Origin of the sequence: Streptomyces sp. NRRL S-495, from assembly GCF_000966955.1 — a bacterium.
GTDB lineage: Bacteria > Actinomycetota > Actinomycetes > Streptomycetales > Streptomycetaceae > Kitasatospora > Kitasatospora purpeofusca.
Map to the genome: position 1 here is coordinate 1 of NZ_JZWY01000572.1, position 17327 is coordinate 17327.

Here is a 17327-nt window from a genome sequence, read left to right on the forward strand (position 1 = left end):
GGCGCCGGCGAGACGCTCGGCCTGGTCGGCGAGTCCGGCTGCGGCAAGTCGACCACCGGACGTATGGTCGTCCGGCTGATCGACCCGACCTCGGGCACCGTGAACTTCGACGGCACCGAGATCGGCGGCCTGACCCAGGCCCAGCTGCGCCCGCACCGCAAGCACCTGCAGATGGTGTTCCAGGACCCGTACTCCTCGCTCAACCCCCGGCAGACGGTGGCCCGGATCATCTCCGAGCCGCTGCTGGTCCAGGGCAGCAGCGCGGCGGACGCCCGCAAGCGGGCCTCCGAGCTGATGGAGCTGGTCGGCCTCATCCCCGAGCACCTGGACCGCTACCCGCACGAGTTCTCCGGCGGCCAGGCCCAGCGCATCGGCATCGCCCGCTCGCTGGCCACCTCGCCCCGGCTGGTGGTCGCCGACGAGCCGGTGTCCGCGCTGGACGTCTCCATCCAGGCCCAGGTGGTCAACCTGATGGAGCGGCTCCAGGACGAACTCGGGCTGGCGTACATCTTCATCGCGCACGACCTCTCCGTGGTCAAGCGCGTGTGCGACCGGGTCGCGGTGATGTACCTGGGCCGGATCGTCGAGATCGGCGACAAGCACCAGGTGTACAGCAACCCGGCGCACCCCTACACCAAGGCCCTGCTGTCCGCGGTGCCGCTGCCGGACCCGGCCGCGGAGCGGGCGCGGGAGCGGATCGTGCTGCTCGGCGACCCGCCGAGCCCGGCCGCCCCGCCGCCCGGGTGCAGTTTCCACCCGCGCTGCCCGAAGGCTGCCGGACCGAGCGTCCGCTGCTGCAGATCGCCGGGCCGGGCGGGCGCGAGGCGGCCTGCCACTTCCCGGAGAACTGATCCGGGACGCGGTCTCGCGGTCGGGGGCGTCTGCCGATGGGCGCGCCTCCGACCGCGGCTGAACCGCCGTACCGTCCGGCCACCCCCACGGCGGACGGTACGGCACCGAACGCGCGAGGAGCGATCCTCCTCGCGTGCCGAGCCCCCGGTCGGGAGCGGCGGGGAGCCTGTGATGAGGGCCGCGCCCGACCGGGTCCCGTCCGGTGGACTTCCACCGGACGGGCGGGGCTCGCCGGGTCCGACCGGGTCGTCGGACCCGGCGGGCCCTTTCGCCTTTCCCGGAACCCGCTCCTCCGCCCGTCCTCGGGGCCCGCCGTCGGCGGGCCCTTTCGCCGTTCCGGCGGTCCGTGCGAGCGCTTGACTTGAAGTTCACTTGAACTCATAGCGTGTCCACGTGACCGAAACTCCGCGCGTCCAGACCGCCTCCACCCCCTCCGACCAGGGAGATCGCGCTCCCGCAGCAGCGTCGGCGGCGCCCTCCGGCGGCTGGGGGGACCTCTTCTCCAAGCAGTACGCCGCCCAGGCCTCGATCATGGCCGGCGGGGTCGCGCTCTACGCGATGAACCTCTACTTCACCGCCGCCCTGCTGCCCTCGATCGTCGAGGACATCGGCGGCGCCCGCTTCTACGCCTGGGTGGCGACCGGCTTCCTGATCGCCGCGGTGACCGCCGCGATGCTGGTCAGCCGGCTGCTCGCCCGGCTCGGGCCCTCGCGCTCCTACCTGACCGGGTTCCTGGTGTTCGCCGCGGGCGCCGGGCTGACCGCGGCCAGCCCGTCGATGGAGACGCTGATCGTCGGACGGATCGTTCAGGGCCTGGGCGGCGGGCTGATGGCCGGCCTCGGCTACGCGGTGATCCGCACCGCGCTGCCGGAACGGCTCTGGACCAGGGCGGCCGGCCTGGTGTCGGCGATGTGGGGCGTGGGCACGTTGGTCGGCCCCTCGCTCGGCGGGCTCTTCGCCGAACTGAACGCCTGGCGCGGCTCCTACGTCCTGCTCATGGTGGCCGCCCTGGTGCTGGCCGTGCTGGCCCGCCGCTCGCTGCCCGGCCCGACCGGGTCCGGGCGCACCGCCGAACCGCTGCCGCTGGCCTCACTGCTGCTGCTGACGCTCGCGGCGGGCGCCTTCAGCATCAGCTCCACCGTGCCGCGCGGCTGGGCGACGGCGCTGTGCATCGTGCTGGGCCTGGTGCTGCTGGCGGGCTTCCTGCTGGTGGAGCGCCGCGGGTCGGCGACCGTGCTGCCGAAGCTGACCTACCGTCGCGGCAACCACCTGAAGTGGATCTACTTGACCGTGGCGGTGTACTGCACCGGTGTGATGACCGAGACCTTCATCCCGCTGTTCGGCCAGGAGCTGGGCGGGCTGAGCCCGCTGGCGGCCGGCTTCCTCGGCGCGACGGTGTCGGTCGGCTGGACCTCGGCGCAGCTGTTCAGCGTCAACCTGCGCTCGGACCGGGCCCGTTCGCTGGCGATCCGGGTCGGCCCGGCGGTGCTCACGGCGGGCCTGCTGGCCTACGGCCTGCTGCAGACCTCGCAGGCCTCCGGCGGCCGGGTGCTGCTGTGGGCGGTGGTGCTGGTGATCGGCGGGACCGGCATCGGGGCGGCCTTCCCGCACCTGAGCGTCACGGCGATGCGCAGCACCGACGACGAGGTGGAGGGCGCCAAGGCGGCCGCCGGTCTCAACACCACCCAGCTGATCGCGTTCACGGTGAGTTCGGCGCTGGCCGGGACGCTGGTGAGCTTCGGCGGGGACTCCACGCTGGACGGCGCCCGCTACATGGTCTTCGGGCTCGGCGCCCTCACCGTGTTCGGCACCGCCACCGCCGCGCTGAGCCTGCGGCGGGCGCGCGCCGAGGCCTGAGTTGGGCGGGAAACGGACCGCCCCGGCCCTCCGTGTGGGAGGACCGGGGCGGTCTGCCTGTCCGTGGGACCTGTCTTCCACGGGGAGGCCCGGTGCTCAGGACACCGGGGTTCGGACTGCCGGGCCCGGCCGTGCGGGGTGTGCGCGGCCGGATCTGGGCAGCGGGGTCAGGACGCGGGGCCCACCCGGACGGTGGTGATCCGCCCGCCCTGGGACTCGCGGACGACCTCGATCTTGGTGTTGGTGTCCGGGACCTTCACCCCGAGCTGCGGGGTGGCCGGGTCGCTGTAGACACCGGTGCGGTCGTTGAAGGCCGGGACGGCCTTCTCGGAGCCGATCTTCACCGGGACGCCGGCCTTGTGCAGCGTGAACCCGGTGGTCGGCTTGAGCGAGAAGGTCGCGTCGAAGGTCTGCGCCCGGCCGTTGACCAGGGTGCCGTCGGCGAAGCGGATCGGCGCCGGGTGGGCGTCGATCGGCAGGATCAGGCCGCCGCCGGGGTGGTCCTTGGTGTTGTTGTCGCCGTAGCCGGTGTCCCAGAGCCAGACGAGCACGCCCTCCTGGTACGGGTAGTTGTCGACGATGTCCTTCTTGCCCTCGACCCCGGTGTAGCCGAAGTTGTACGGGCCGGTCTTCAGGAACTCGCCGTAGCCGGCGTAGCGCCGGTTCTCCACCAGGTAGGCGCGCGGGTGCTGCTTGACCGCGGTGCGACCGGTGATGACGGTGAAACCGGTGGCGGTCCAGCCGTTGGTGCCGTTCTCGGCGCCGTCGGTGAACAGCGTGGTGGTGCCGGCGGTGATCTTCACCGCGTCGACCAGGACGCCCTTGCCGTGGGTGTTGCCGTCGGAGGTGACGTGCAGCCGCAGCCGGACCTTCTGGCCGGCGTAGGCGTCCAGCGGGATGTGCAGCTGCCGGTACGCGCCGGAGGTGCCGCTCAGGCCCGGGACGTTGGCGCTGGTGTTGCCGATCGGGGTGCCGTCGACGGTGCCGGGCAGGGCGGTCCAGGTCTTGCCGCCGTCGGTGGAGGCCTCGGCGGTCAGGAAGTCGTAGTCCTGCTCGATGTCGTACCAGACCGCCGCGTCGAGGGCGGCCGGGCCGGTGGCCCCGCCGAGGTCGACGTCGCGGGCCAGCGCGTTGTCCAGGTTGTCGCCGGTGTCGCTCCACCACTGCTTGGCGCCCTCGCGCGGGTCGGCGAGGTCGGTGCTGGTGGTGCCGTCCGGCAGGTGGACCAGGACGGCCTGCGCCTGGTCGGTGTTGTAGCCGCTGACGCCGAGCGCGTGGCTGGACCGGGTGGCGGCCTGTGCCTCGTCGTAGTTGAGCCAGCCGAACTGCAGCTTGCTCCAGGCGTCGAGGTCGCCGGGGTAGGCGCCGGTGGTGTTCTTGCCCTTGCCCAGGTACGAGGCGGAGGACATCAGCGACCAGAAGTTGACGCTGTTGTCGCCGCCGCTGGTGCTGTACAGGTCGGGCAGGCCGAGGTTGTGGCCGAACTCGTGGGAGAACAGGCCGACGCCGCTGTTCTCGCCCGCCTGGACGTAGTCGTAGACGTACAGGCCGGTGTCGCCGACCGGCGCGCCGCCGATCTTGTTGCCGACCGGGCCGACCTGGCCGGTCGGGTCCGGGAAGGTCCAGCTGCGGTGCGCCCACAGCGCGTCGGCGCCCTGCGCGCCGCCGCCCCAGGTCTCGTCGGCGCCCGCGTGGACGACGATGACGTTGTCCAGGTAGCCGTCGGGCTGGCTGAACTCGCCGTCCTTGTCGTGGTCGTAGCGGTCGTAGACGTCGTACTGGGCCAGCTCGGCCTTGACGTCCGCGGCCGTGCGGCCCTTGGCGATCTCGCCGTCGTACCAGGCCTTGACGGCGTCCCGGATGAACTCCTGGCCCTGGGTCCAGGCGCCGGAGCCCTGCGGGCCCTTGTTGGAGCCGTAGCGGGCCTCGTTCCACGGCACGGTGACCCAGTTGCTGACGGTGCCCTCGATGTCGTACCGGCCGGAGGACTGGGTGCGGTAGAAGTTGCGCATCGAGACCGCGCCGGGCGAGTCGTCGAAGAACATCTTCTGGTAGTACTGCCGGTCGAAGTCCTGGTTCCAGAGCGTGTGGTTGTCGCTCTTGCCGGGCTTCGGGATGGCGTTGTGCGCCGGGCCGGGGGTGCCCCCGTAGCGCGGCTGGCCGTTGTACAGCGTGGTGTTGTCCACCTGGTCGCCGAACTGGGCGAGGATCACGAAGACCTTGTCCTTGCGCTGCTGCGCGAGCTGGACGTAGTCGTTGCCGACCCGCACCTTGGCGGGGGCCCGGCGGTCCGTGGTCTTGGCCACGGCGCCCTTGTTGAGCTGTTCCAGTGCCTTGGTGCGCAGCGACTGGCGCTCGCGCTCCTGGGGCGCGAGCGGCGCCGGCGGGGCCTCGAGGCCGCCGGCCTCGGCGCTGTCGCCGGACTCGGCGGAGATGGTGGATGCGGGCGTGGGGGGAGCGGCCTGGGCGGGGGTACCGAGCAGGGAGACCGCTATCGCGCTCGTGGTGAGCGCGGCCGAGAACGCCGCGGACAGTCTGCGCAACTGACCTGTCCTTTCCGGACGATGGGTGGTCGGGCGAGCGCAGGTAATATTTCACATGTCATGGGTCACACGGAAGAGATCTGACGGCGGGAGGTGTGAGCGGCCTCCGGCCGGGGAACGCGGCCGGGCCGCCCGCGTGCTGCGGCGGGCGGCCCGGAGGCGGGTACGGCGCCCGCCACCCGGGCGGCCCTGGAGCGGCGCCGGGTGGCGGGTATCACGGTGGATCAGAGCTTCAACGCGGTCCGCAGGAAGGCGAGTTCGGCCTGGGTCAGCTGCTCGTTGACGCCGCCCGGGGTCATGTGGGTGATTCCCGGCAGGGCCAGCAGGCTGTGCGGCCGGCCCGCCCCGGTGAGCGCCTGCGAGAGCAGCAGGGTGTGCGAGGGGTGCACATTGTCGTCCGCCAGACCGTGGATGAGCAGCAGCGGCCGGTCGAGCGAGGCCGCGTCGTCCACCAGGCAGTCGGCCGCGTAGCCGTCCGGGTTCTCCTGGGGCAGTCCCAGGTACCGCTCGGTGTACGCGGTGTCGTACAGCCGGAAGTCGGTGGGCGGGGCGCCGGCGCAGGCGGCGTGGAAGACGTCCGGGCGGCGCAGCACGGCCAGTGCCCCGAGGTAGCCGCCGTACGACCAGCCGCGCACGCCGACCCGGTCCAGGTCGAGGTCGGGGTGCGTCTCGCCGAGCGCCCGCAGCGCGTCGGCCTGGTCGTCCAGCGCCACCTGGGAGAAGCGGCGGAAGATGGTGCGCACGAAGGCGGGGGAGACGAACGGGGTGCCGCCGTTGTCGACGGTGACCACCGCGAAGCCCTGGTCGGCCCACCACTGCTTGAGCTGCCAGCGGCGCGGCTCGTTGGCCACGGCCTGGTAGCCGGGGCCGCCGTAGACGTCGAGCAGCACGGGCAGCTTCCGGCCCGGGACGTGCCCGCGCGGGTAGACCACGGCGCTCGGCAGGCCGCGCTCGGTGACCCGGGCGAGCAGCGGCTCGACCCGGTACGGCAGCGGGGCGGAGAGGTCGGTGAGGGTGACGGTGCCGTGCGGGGTGCGGGCCTCGCGGCGCACACCGTCCGGTCCGGCCGAGGTGAGCAGCAGGGTGGCGCCGGCGGCCTGGGCGCTGTGCACGCCGGGGCCCTCGGAGAGCCGCTCGGGCGCGCCGCCGTCCGGGTCGACCAGGTGGACGTGCTGGTCGAACGGGTCGCCCTCGCCGGTCTCGCAGAGCAACCGGTCGCCGACCCGGCCGACGACCCGGCGGATCTGCAGGCCGGTGGTGTCCAGCGGCTTGCCGTCCACGGCCAGGCCGCGGGCCTCGGGCGTGTCCAGGACGGTGAGCAGCCGGCCGTCGGCCAGCCGGTCCGGCGTGCCGGGCAGGTCGTCCACCCAGAACTCGTCGGTGGTGCGGGAGAGTTCGGTGGTGCTGCCGGTGGCCGGGTCGGCGCTCAGCAGCAGCACGTTCTGCTGCAGCCGGTCGGCGACGGTGAGCAGCAGCTCCTCCGATCCGGCCCACTGGGCGGCGCACAGGTAGGGGAAGGCCTCGGTGTCCCAACGGAGTTCGACCCGGGTGTCGTCCAGGCCGAGCACCCAGAGCCGGACGTCCGCGTTGGGGCCGCCGGCCTGCGGGTAGGCGAATTGCTCGGGGGCCTGCTCCGGGTGCGCCGGGTCGGCGAAGTGCCGCGGCGGGACGGCGGACTCGTCCACCCGGGCGGCGAGCACGGCGCCGCCGTCGGGGCGCCACCAGTGGCCGCGGTGGCGGCCCAGCTCCTCGGCGGCGGCGAACTCGGCGACGCCCCAGCGGGCGCCGTCGTCCGGGCTGAGGCGCCGGTCGGCCCCGCCGGCCGGGGTGGTGACGTACAGGGCGTCGTCGGCGACGTAGGCGATGCGCTCGCCGGTCGCGTCCGGGCGGGGGTCGAAGACGGGGCCGGCGGCGGCGAGTTCGGTGGTGCGGCCGGTCGCGGTCTCGGTGCGGAAGAGCCGGCCGTCGAGGGCGAAGACGGCGACGGCGAGGTCGGGGGTGGCGCCGAAGGTGCCGATGCCGGCGGCGGTGAGCCGGGACCGCTCGCGCAGCCGGCGCTCGACGTCGGGCAGGTCGGCGGTGGAGCCGGTGCGGCCGGGGGCCAGCGCGGTCGGATCGGCGACCTCTCGCTCGGCACCGGTGGCGAGGTCGAGGAGGTGGAGCCGGTCGAACCGGTCCTCGGGACCGCTGGAGCGGAGCAGCAGCAGGCGGGTACCGTCCTCGTTGAGCGAGATCGCTCGCGGGGCACCGAAGCTGAAGCGGCCGGTCCGGGCGCTGAGGGAGAGGTAGGAGTCGGTGATGGTCACCGCCCGATGGTCGCCGTGGAACGGGCTCGCCACCAGTAGGACGACATGTGAAATGTCACACATCACGTGATCTGGGTAACAGAACGCCGGGTGCCTACCCCCGGGCACCGGCCCCGACACCACTCCAGGAGGAACGCAGTGACCGAGACCGCGCCGACCGTCGAAGCCCCCGAGCCGCTGGCCGGGACCGAACGGCTGTTCTCGCTGGACCCGGCGGTGATCCACCTCAACCACGGGTCCTTCGGCGCCGTCCCGGTCCCGGTCCAGCAACTCCAGCGGCGGCTGTACGAGGAGCAGGAGGCCGACCCGGACGGCTTCTTCGCCGACCTGCCCGGGCGGGTGGCGGCGGCCCGGGGCCGGCTCGCCGACGCCCTCGGCACCCGGCCGGAGCTGCTCGCGCTCGTCCCCAACGTGACCGACGCGATCGCCGTCGCCCTGGCCAACGTCCCGCTCGCGGCCGGGGACCAGGTCCTGGTCACCGACCACGGCTACGGCACGGTCACCGAGGCCGTCCGGCGGCGCGCCGAGGAGCTGGGCGCCGAGCTGCGCACCGTCCGGCTGCCGCTGGACCTGCCGGACGGGGACGCGGTCCGGGAGGCCGTGCTGGCCGAGGTCACCGACCGCACCGCGCTCGCCGTCCTGGACGGCATCACCTCGCCCACCGCCCGCCGGATCGCCACCACCGACCTGCTCCGGGAACTGCGCCGGCGCGGGGTGACCACCGTGGTGGACGCCGCGCACGAGCCGGGCATGCTGGCCGGCCCGGTCCCGGAGGAGGCCGACTTCTGGTTCGGCAACCTGCACAAGTGGGCGTTCGCCCCGCGCGCCACCGGCGTGCTGGTGGTCCGCCCGGAGTGGACCGGGAAGATCCGGCCGCTGATCCTCTCCTGGGAGGACCACCAGGGCTATCCGGCCGCCGTCGAATGGCGCGGCACGCTGGACTACACGCCCTGGCTGGCCGCCCCGGCCGGGATCGACCTGCTGGACGGGCTGGGGCCCGGGTCGGTGCGCGACCACAACGAGCGGCTCGTCGGCTACGGAGCCGCGGTGGTCGCCGAGCGGGTCGGACTGGCCCCGCTGCCGTCCTCGGCCGGGCTGTCTATGCGCGCGCTGCGGCTGCCGCCCGGCGTCGCCGAGACGCTCCCGCAGGCGCAGGAGCTGATGGCGCAGATGTGGCGGCGGTACGCCGTGCGGACGGTGGCGCGGCCGTGGGAGGGCGGCGGGGTGCTGCGGCTGTGCGGGCAACTGTACAACCGGGCGCCGGAGTACGGGGTGCTGGCGGACGGGCTGGCGCAGCTGCTGCGGTAGCCCGTCCCGCGTGGCCCTGGCCTCACCGGGGCGGCTGTCCTCCAAGGGGGCGGCCGTCCTCCCGGTGGCCGTCCTCCCCGGGGCCGTCGGCGGCGGCGCGCAGCTCGGCTAGCAGCGCGTGCTGCTCCGAGATGAGCCCGGTGAGGATCCGCCGCGCCGCCCGGAGCAGGTCGGCGACGTCCCCGCCGGCCAGCGCGTACACCACCGTGCTGCCCTCCCGGGTGGCGGTGACGATGCCGGACCGGCGCAGTACCGCGAGCTGCTGGGAGAGGCTGGACGGTTCGATCTCCAGCTCCGCCAGCAGGTCGCGGACGGGCGTCGGTCCGGCCTGCAGCAGCTCCAGGACCCGGATCCGGACGGGGTGGCCGAGCATCCGGAAGAACTCGGCCTTGGCCTGGTACAGCGCGACCGCCACGGCGCTCCCTCCCTGGTGCGTCCCCTCGTGCGTCCCCCTGGTGTTTCCCGGTGCGCCCCCGGCGCGTCCCTCCCGGTCCCGGCGCGGTCGTCGGGTCGGGCGGGACCGGGGCGGTCAGATCTCCAGCGAGACCTCGATCCGCTTCAGCTGGTGGCGGGCCATCGCGAGGTTGGCGCGGGAGCGGTTGAGCGCCAGGAACAGGAACAGCCCGCGCCCGCTCTGCGTGGTCAGCGGTCGCAGCAGGTGGTACTGGCTGGTGAGGCTGACCAGGATGTCCTCGATCTCGTTGTCGTGGAGGTTGAGCATCTCCATCGCCCGCATCTTGGCCCGCACCACGTCGGTGTTCCCGGCGGCGGCGACGTGGAGGTCGATCTCGGTGCTGTCGCCGAGGCTCCCGAGCGCCATGCCGCTGCCGTAGTCGACCAGGGCCACCCCGATCGCGCCCTCGATCGCCATGGCCTCCTTGAGCGAGGTCTCCAGATTCGCCATCGTGCGCTCCTCCCGCGGGCCCGGTGGGTGCCACCGGGATGTGGCACCGAATGTAGGGAGGACTCCGGGCGCGGCAACGCGGATGACCGGAGTCGTTCGAAGATGGTCGCCGGGTGACTGCTTGAAGACATTTGCAACTATGGATGTGAGAGAGAACCGATGCATTGCCCGGGAAAAACGGTGCTATCGATGTCGGTCCCGGCGGGTAACCTCTCGCTGAGATGCGAGATCACACCAACGACCCCCGGACGGCGATGAACACCCCTGAGCCCGAGCCCTCCGACGACCGGGAGCTGAGCCCCGCCGAGGCCTTCGCGGCCTCCCGCCGCCGGGCCAAGGAGCAGGCCACCGCCCTGCACGGCTTCCAGGAGCTGTACGACTTCCCGCTGGACGACTTCCAGCTGGAGGCCTGCCGCGCCCTGGAGGCGGGCGAGGGCGTCCTGGTCGCCGCTCCCACCGGATCCGGCAAGACCATCGTCGGCGAATTCGCCGTCCACCTCGCCCTGCGGGGCGGGCGGAAGTGTTTCTACACCACGCCGATCAAGGCGCTGTCGAACCAGAAGTACGGCGACCTCGTCAAGCGCTACGGCGCCGCCAAGGTCGGCCTGCTCACCGGCGACAACAGCGTCAACGGCGACGCCCCGGTGGTGGTGATGACCACCGAGGTGCTCCGCAACATGCTCTACGCGGGCTCCAGCACCCTCGACGGCCTCGGCTACGTGGTCATGGACGAGGTCCACTACCTCGCCGACCGGTTCCGCGGCGCGGTCTGGGAGGAGGTCATCATCCACCTCCCCGAGTCCGTCACCCTGGTCTCGCTCTCCGCGACCGTGTCCAACGCCGAGGAGTTCGGCGACTGGCTGGACACCGTCCGCGGCGGCACCCGGGTGATCGTCTCCGAGCACCGGCCGGTCCCGCTGTGGCAGCACGTGATGGCCGGCAACCGGATGTACGACCTGTTCGCCAGCCCCGACCGCGACGGCCGGCCGAAGAGCAGCCCGCGCAACCCCGGCAAGGCCGTCAACCCCGAGCTGGTCCGCCTCGCCCGCAGCGAACTCGACCGCAACCCGCGCGACCGGTTCGGCCGGGGCCGGGGCCGCTCCATGCCCAACGGCCGCCCCGGCAAGGTCTGGACCCCGGGCCGGGTCGACGTCATCGACCGCCTCGACGCCGAGGGCCTGCTGCCCGCGATCACCTTCATCTTCAGCCGGGCCGGCTGCGAGGCCGCCGTCCAGCAGTGCCTCTCCTCCGGCCTGCGGCTGAACAAGGACGGCGACCGCGCCCTGGTCCGCGCCCTCGTCGAGGAGCGCTGCGCCGACATCCCCGACGAGGACCTCCACGTCCTCGGCTACTTCGAGTGGCTGGACGGGCTGGAGCGCGGCATCGCCGCCCACCACGCCGGCATGCTGCCCCGGTTCAAGGAAGTGGTCGAGGAGCTGTTCGTGAAGGGCCTGGTCAAGGCCGTCTTCGCAACCGAGACCCTGGCCCTGGGCATCAACATGCCCGCCCGCTCGGTGGTCATGGAGAAGCTCGTCAAGTGGAACGGCGAGACCCACGCCGACATCACCCCCGGCGAGTACACCCAGCTCACCGGCCGGGCCGGGCGGCGCGGCATCGACATCGAGGGCCACGCCGTGGTGCTCTGGCAGCGCGGCCTCGACCCGGAGGCGCTGGCCGGCCTCGCCGGCACCCGCACCTACCCGCTCAAGTCCTCGTTCCGGCCGTCCTACAACATGGCCGTCAACCTGGTCTCCCAGTTCGGCCGGCACCGTTCGCGGGAACTGCTGGAGACGTCCTTCGCGCAGTTCCAGGCCGACCGCTCGGTGGTCGGCATCGCCCGCCAGGTCCAGCGCAACGAGGAGGGGCTGGAGGGCTACCGCGAGTCCATGACCTGCCACCTCGGCGACTTCGACGAGTACATGGAGCTGCGCCGGCAGCTCAAGGACCGCGAGAACGAGCTCGCCCGCGAGGGCAGCAGCCAGCGCCGCGCCGCCGCCGTCGAGTCCATCGAGCAGCTCAAGCCCGGTGACGTCATCCACGTCCCCACCGGGAAGTTCGCCGGTCTCGCCCTGGTCCTCGACCCGGGCCTGCCGCCGGACCGCCGCTCGCCGCGCGGCGGCCCGCGCCACCCCGACTACCAGGACGGGCCGCGCCCGGTGGTGCTCACCGCCGAGCGGCAGGTCAAGCGGCTCGCGATGATCGACTTCCCGCACCCGGTCACCGCGGTCGACCGGCTGCGCATCCCCAAGTCCTTCAACCCGCGCAGCCCGCAGTCCCGGCGCGACCTCGCCTCGGCGCTGCGCACCAAGGCCGGCCACCTGGAGCCCGAGCGGTTCCGGCGCGGCCGGGCGGCCGCCGCCGACGACGCGGAGATCACCCGGCTGCGCGCCGTCCTGCGCCAGCACCCCTGCCACGGCTGCGACGAGCGCGAGGACCACGCCCGCTGGTCCGAGCGCTACCACCGGCTGCACCGCGACACCGAGCTGCTGGAGCGCCGGATGCGCTCCCGCACCCACACCATCGCGCGCACCTTCGACCGGGTCTGCGGGCTGCTCACCGACCTCGGCTACCTCAGCGGCGACACCGTCACCGACGACGGCAAGCGGCTCGGCCGGCTCTACGGCGAACTCGACCTGCTCGCCTCCGAGTGCATCCGCGAGGGCGTGTGGCGCGACCTCGCCGCCGCCGAACTCGCGGCCTGCGCCTCGGCGCTGGTCTACGAGTCCCGCCAGTCGGACGACGCCACCGCCCCCCGGGTCCCGGAGGGCGCGGCGAAGACGGCGCTCGGCGAGATGGTCCGCATCTGGGGCCACCTGGACGCGCTGGAGGAGCAGCACCGGATCAACACCGCCGAGGGCGTCGGCCAGCGCGAGCCCGACCTCGGCTTCGCCTGGGCCGCCTACCGCTGGGCGCTCGGCCACTCGCTGGACTCCGTCCTGCGCGACGCCGACATGCCGGCCGGCGACTTCGTCCGCTGGACGAAGCAGCTGATCGACGTCCTGGGCCAGATCCAGGACGCCGCCGGCGAGGACGCCGAGCTGCGCCGCACGGCCCGCAAGGCCGTCGACGGCCTCCGCCGCGGCATCATCGCCTACTCCTCGGTGGGCTAGCCAACGCTCCAGGGATGCCCGGGCTTCGAGACCCCTCGAAGCCCGGGCATCGTGCTTCCGTCCCCGTTTCCGTCTCCGCCCCCGGCTGCGCCTCGCCGCTGGGCGGGGCTTCGCCCTGGAGGCGAGCCCATGGCGGAGCAGGAAGTCGGCTGGGCCGACTTCCCAGCAGCCGACCGGCCACGGATCAGGGCTGTTCCCCGGCGGGTGGCGTGCGGTCAGGCGGCGTCGAGGAGGCGGAGGCGGCTGAGGGTGCGGTTGATGTCGACGGGGAGGGCGTCGCCCTGGAGGCAGTCGGTCAGTGGAGCCTCGGCGAGGAGGTGGAGCCGGGTGTCGCGGTCGTGGAGGACGTCGACGAGGTTGGCGAAGCGCTGGGCGGTGTCGCGGTCGCTCGTGGACAGGCGCGGCACGCCGGCGAGGACCCAGGTGTCGTAGCGGTCGGCGAGGGTCAGGAAGTCGATGGTGGAGGTGCGTTCCCCGCACAGCTCGTGGAAGTCGAACCAGACCAGCCCGTCGCGCACGGCCCGGGCGGTGACGGTGCGGCCGCCGATGTCGAGCTGTCGGTGCTCGCCGTCCGTCGGCGGTTCGAGGCCGACCGCGCGCAGTTGCCCGGGGTCGGCGGGCCAGAGGAAGCGGCCGGTCCCGAAGCGTGAGCGGGCGCCGTCGGCGGGGCGGTCGGTGCGGTAGTCCCGGGGGCCGGCGACCTCGACGACGTCCAGCGAGGCTTCGAGCAGGGCGATCGTCGGCTCGAACATGTGGTGGTGGACCGGGTTCGGCAGCAGGCCGGCCGGCGGGTAGTTCGACGTGGCCACCAGGGTGATCCGCCGCTCGAAGAGCGAGGCGAGGACCCGGCCCATCATCATCGCGTCGCCCGGGTCGTGCACGTGGAACTCGTCGAAGAACAGCAGCCGGCAGTCGCCGAGCAGTTCCGCCACGGCGAGGTCGCAGGCGTTGCGCTCCCGGCGGTGGCGCGCGTACACCGTGTGGAACTCCCGGAAGAACTCGTGGAAGTGCACGCGGTGCTTGCGGGGGAGGGGCAGGGCCTCGTAGAACACCTCGGTCAGCCAGCTCTTGCCGCGCCCGACCGGCCCCCAGACGTAGAGGCCGCGCGGCGGCGGCCCGGCGAAGAAGCGCCGCCGTCCGGCGACCTCGGCGCCGAGGCGGGCGAGCCGGGCGGCGGCGGCCCGCTGCGCGTCGTCGAGCGCGAAGCCGGCCTCCCGGGCCGCCTGTTCGAAGGTGTCCATCATCTGTGTGCCCCCGGTTCCGGAATGTGACGGACCGGCAGGTCGCCCGCCGATCCGCCATGATCATTTCAGACCGGTGCACACGCGCGCCGCCGGGCCCGGGCTCAGGCCGGTGGCGGAGCGGCGGCGTCGAGGCGGCGGACCAGCTCGCGCAGGGCGCGCAGTTCGCGGTCGAGGGCCTGGGCGCCGGCGGTGGTGAGGGTGACCCAGGTGCGGGGGCGGCGGCCGGCGTAGCCCTTGTTCACGGCGACCAGTCCGGAGTCCTCCAGGACCTTCAGATGGCGGGAGAGGTTGCCGTCGGTGAGGCCGAGTTCCTGTTTGAGGAAGGCGAAGTCGACGCTCTCGGCCTCGCGGGCGATCGCCAGGATGCCCAGCCGGACCCGCTGGTGGACTGTGTCGTCCAGGGCCAGGGTCGGGTGCTGCTCCTCGGGGTCGTCCGCGACGTTCATGAGGAGACCGTAAGGGACGGGGCGGGCGTCCGGCGTGCCGCGGTCCACTGGACCAGGCCCGCGGCCAGCAGGACCGCCGCCAGCAGCAGGGCCTTCGGCTGGGGGCCGTCGATCCAGTCGGTGCCGGAGCGGTCGAGCCAGGGCAGCCAGCCGCTGCCCCACGAGGCCGAGAGGTAGCCGGTGAGCAGCGCGGTGTGGAGCAGGCCGGCGCCCGCCACCAGCGGGCTGCGCTCGGTCAGGCCGAGCACGAGCAGGCCGATGCCGACCACGTACCAGGGCGAGGCGTAGGAGTTGCCGAGCAGGGACAGCGTGAACGGCACCCGGTGGGAGAACAGCAGGGCGAGCAGGACGGCGGTGACCAGGACACCGACGCCGGTCGCGGCGCCGAGCCAGCCGTTGCGGTGGGGGAGGATGCCGCGGTCCTCGCCGCGCCGTCGGTACCAGCGGGCGAGGAGGAGCCAGGCGAGCGGAAGGGCGGCGAACCACACGCCCCAGCCGAGGAAGCGGAGCACGGCACCGTCGAACTCGCCCTCCAGGCAGGGGCCGTCGGGCGTGTGGGGCACGCAGAGCCCGGTCAGCTCGGCGTAGGCGAAGGCCGGGTAGGAGCCGATGCTCCGCCCGTTGGCGCCGAAGTTGTAGGCCTGGCCGGCGATCGGGACGGCGGCCAGGGCGAGCAGTCGCGGTGCAGTGTGTCCATGGTCCACCCCTGGTGACGTCGTGTCAGTGGCCATACTTTGCAATGCAAAGTAGATTTCAGTCAAGAGTTCATGGGATGGCAAAGTAAAGGGCCCGTCGCGCGGTGCGACGGGCCCGGAGGCTGGGGTGGGGTGGGGATCAGCGGGCGGCGAGGGTCTCCAGGACGCGGTCCAGGGAGGTGCCGAGGCCCCAGCGGGTGGCGAGGTGCTCCAGGGTCATCGGGTCGAGGGGCTCGCGGGGGAGGGCGGGGTCGAACGGGGGCAGCGGGGCGTCGGTGGCGACCCGGACCACGGTCGGTGCCACGTCCAGGTAGGGCGCGGCCTCCACGATGTTGCGGCGCCGGGCCGGGGTGAGTGCGGAGCCGATGTCCTGGGCGGCGGCGCGGATGCCGGCGAGGTCGCCGTACTCGTGGATCAGCTGGGCCGCCGTCTTCTCGCCGATGCCCTTGACGCCGGGCAGGCCGTCGCTCGGGTCGCCGCGCAGGGCGGCCAGGTCGGCGTACTGGGCGCCGCCCACGCCGTACTTCTCCCGGAGCAGCGCGTCGTCGGTGACCTGGAGGTTGCCCATGCCCTTGACGGGGTAGAGCACGGTGATCCCGCGGGCGTCGTCGACCAGTTGGAACAGGTCGCGGTCGCCGGTGACGATCTGCACCGGCCCGGTGGCGCGCGCGGTCAGGGTGCCGATCACGTCGTCCGCCTCGTAGTCGGCGGAGCCGATCCGGGCGATGCCGAGCGCGTCCAGCACCTGCTCGATCACCGGGACCTGCGGGGCGAGGGTGTCCGGCACCTCCTCCGCGCCGTCCTCGGCGGCCTCGGCGACCCGGTGGGTCTTGTAGGAGGGGATGAGGTCCACCCGCCACTGCGGCCGCCAGGCCGCGTCCATGCAGGCGACCAGCTGGTCGGGACGGTGGTCGTGGACCAGCCGGGCGATGAAGTCCAGCAGGCCCCGGACGGCGTTGACCGGCTCACCCTGCGGCGAGCGCAGGGTGTCCGGTACGCCGAAGTAGGCCCGGAAGTACAGGCTGGCGGAGTCGAGCAGCATCAGACGGGGTGCGGTCACGCCTCCGATCATGCCGTACCGGACGGACAGGGACGCCCCGCTAGTGCTTGTGCGGGCCGGCGCGGTGGACCGGGCCGTGGGCGTCGGCGCAGTGTTCGGGGGAGAGGTCGCCCGGGGTGGTGATCTGCAGCAGCGCGCCGGCCTCGTCCTCGCCGACGTGGTCGACCTGGAGGGTGCTGTGGGTGATCCCGTACTCGCCCGCCAGCCGGCCCTGGAGTTCGCGCCGCACGGCGTGGCAGTCGCCGCCCGGGGTGACCAGGATGTGCGCGGAGAGCGCCGGCTGCCCGGAGGTGATCTCCCAGATGTGCAGATCGTGGATCTCCTCGACCAGCGGCTGGTCCACCAGCCGGTCGGCCACCGCGTCCGGGTCGATCCCCGCGGGCGCGGCCTCCAGGAAGATCCGTCCGGAGTCGCGGACCAGGCCGATGCCCGCCTTCAGCATCAGCGCGACCACGATCAGCGAGGCGATCGAGTCGGCCCGGGCGAAGCCGGTGGTCACCATGATCAGACCGGCCACGGCGGTCGCGATGAACGCGTACAGGTCGGTGAGGACGTGCTGGAAGGCGCCCTCGACGTTCAGCGAGCTGCGGTTGGCCTTGGACATGCACCAGGTGGCGGCCACGTTCACCACGATCCCGACCAGCGCGGTGATCAGGACCAGTGAACCGGTCACCTCCGGCGGTGAGAGCAGCCGGCTGATCGCCTCGTAGCCGAGCCACGCGGACAGGATCAGCAGGGTGACGCCGTTGGCCTGCGCGGACAGGATCTCGGCACGCTTGAGCCCGTAGGTGTAGCCGCCGCGCGCGGGGCGGGCGGAGAGCCGCATGGCGATCAGTGCCAGCACGATGGAGGCGGCGTCGGTGAGCATGTGCGCGGCGTCCGAGATCAGCGCCAGCGACTGGGCGGCGAAGCCGACCACCACCTCGCCGGCCATGAACACCACGATCAGCGCGAGCGCGCTCAGCAGCCACCGGCGGTCGGCGTCGGCGGCCACGCCGTGCG

Annotated in this window: 12 protein-coding genes and 1 pseudogene; 4 read left to right on the top strand and 9 right to left on the bottom strand. The window is 73.1% G+C overall.

Annotation, left to right across the window (positions count from 1 at the left end):
* Positions 1 to 851: pseudogene (locus tag VR45_RS27485) on the top strand (oligopeptide/dipeptide ABC transporter ATP-binding protein); the annotation flags it as partial.
* 394 nt (positions 852 to 1245) lie between these two features.
* The gene (locus tag VR45_RS27490; RefSeq protein ID WP_045942536.1) at positions 1246 to 2709 is read left to right on the top strand and encodes an MFS transporter; all 1464 of its coding nucleotides are present in this window, start codon (positions 1246 to 1248) and stop codon (positions 2707 to 2709) included.
* Between the two features lie 167 nt (positions 2710 to 2876).
* Here the strand turns inward: VR45_RS27490 and VR45_RS27495 are convergent, their stop codons facing one another.
* Together VR45_RS27495 and VR45_RS27500 are read right to left on the bottom strand one after the other, a co-directional pair.
* The gene (locus VR45_RS27495; RefSeq protein ID WP_234326221.1) at positions 2877 to 5252 is read right to left on the bottom strand and encodes an immune inhibitor A domain-containing protein; all 2376 of its coding nucleotides are present in this window, start codon (positions 5250 to 5252) and stop codon (positions 2877 to 2879) included.
* A gap of 224 nt (positions 5253 to 5476) precedes the next feature.
* On the bottom strand, positions 5477 to 7558 hold the full coding sequence (locus VR45_RS27500) for a prolyl oligopeptidase family serine peptidase (protein ID WP_199926008.1): 2082 nt from the start codon (positions 7556 to 7558) through the stop codon (positions 5477 to 5479).
* Between the two features lie 138 nt (positions 7559 to 7696).
* On the opposite strand from VR45_RS27500, the gene VR45_RS27505 reads away from it, so the two are divergent.
* Positions 7697 to 8866 (top strand): aminotransferase class V-fold PLP-dependent enzyme, encoded by a 1170-nt coding sequence (locus tag VR45_RS27505; protein WP_045942537.1) that lies wholly within the window; start codon positions 7697 to 7699, stop codon positions 8864 to 8866.
* A 22-nt stretch (positions 8867 to 8888) separates the two neighbouring features.
* On the opposite strand, the gene VR45_RS27510 is transcribed toward VR45_RS27505, so the two are convergent.
* Both VR45_RS27510 and VR45_RS27515 read right to left on the bottom strand, forming a co-directional pair.
* Positions 8889 to 9281: a metalloregulator ArsR/SmtB family transcription factor gene (locus VR45_RS27510; protein ID WP_045942538.1), complete on the bottom strand. Its 393-nt coding sequence runs from the start codon at positions 9279 to 9281 to the stop codon at positions 8889 to 8891.
* A gap of 114 nt (positions 9282 to 9395) precedes the next feature.
* Positions 9396 to 9770, bottom strand: coding sequence for a hypothetical protein (locus VR45_RS27515; protein WP_045942539.1), 375 nt, complete (start codon positions 9768 to 9770; stop codon positions 9396 to 9398).
* 254 nt (positions 9771 to 10024) lie between these two features.
* On the opposite strand from VR45_RS27515, the gene VR45_RS27520 reads away from it, so the two are divergent.
* On the top strand, positions 10025 to 12880 hold the full coding sequence (locus VR45_RS27520) for a DEAD/DEAH box helicase (protein WP_045942540.1): 2856 nt from the start codon (positions 10025 to 10027) through the stop codon (positions 12878 to 12880).
* 215 nt (positions 12881 to 13095) lie between these two features.
* On the opposite strand, the gene zapE is transcribed toward VR45_RS27520, so the two are convergent.
* The 5 genes from zapE to VR45_RS27545 form a co-directional block, all read right to left on the bottom strand.
* A complete protein-coding gene (gene zapE, locus VR45_RS27525; RefSeq protein ID WP_045942541.1) occupies positions 13096 to 14124 on the bottom strand; it encodes a cell division protein ZapE in 1029 nt (342 codons plus the stop codon).
* A 101-nt stretch (positions 14125 to 14225) separates the two neighbouring features.
* Positions 14226 to 14570 (bottom strand): transcriptional regulator, encoded by a 345-nt coding sequence (locus VR45_RS27530; protein ID WP_045942542.1) that lies wholly within the window; start codon positions 14568 to 14570, stop codon positions 14226 to 14228.
* Complete coding sequence (locus tag VR45_RS27535; protein ID WP_045942543.1) at positions 14567 to 15301, bottom strand: hypothetical protein; 735 nt, start codon at positions 15299 to 15301, stop codon at positions 14567 to 14569. Before VR45_RS27535 ends, VR45_RS27530 begins: the two co-directional genes overlap by 4 nt.
* A gap of 103 nt (positions 15302 to 15404) precedes the next feature.
* Positions 15405 to 16307, bottom strand: coding sequence for a 5'-3' exonuclease (locus VR45_RS27540; RefSeq protein WP_053642564.1), 903 nt, complete (start codon positions 16305 to 16307; stop codon positions 15405 to 15407).
* 58 nt (positions 16308 to 16365) lie between these two features.
* A partial coding sequence (locus VR45_RS27545; RefSeq protein WP_045942547.1) for a cation diffusion facilitator family transporter occupies positions 16366 to 17327 on the bottom strand: 962 nt, incomplete at its 5' end.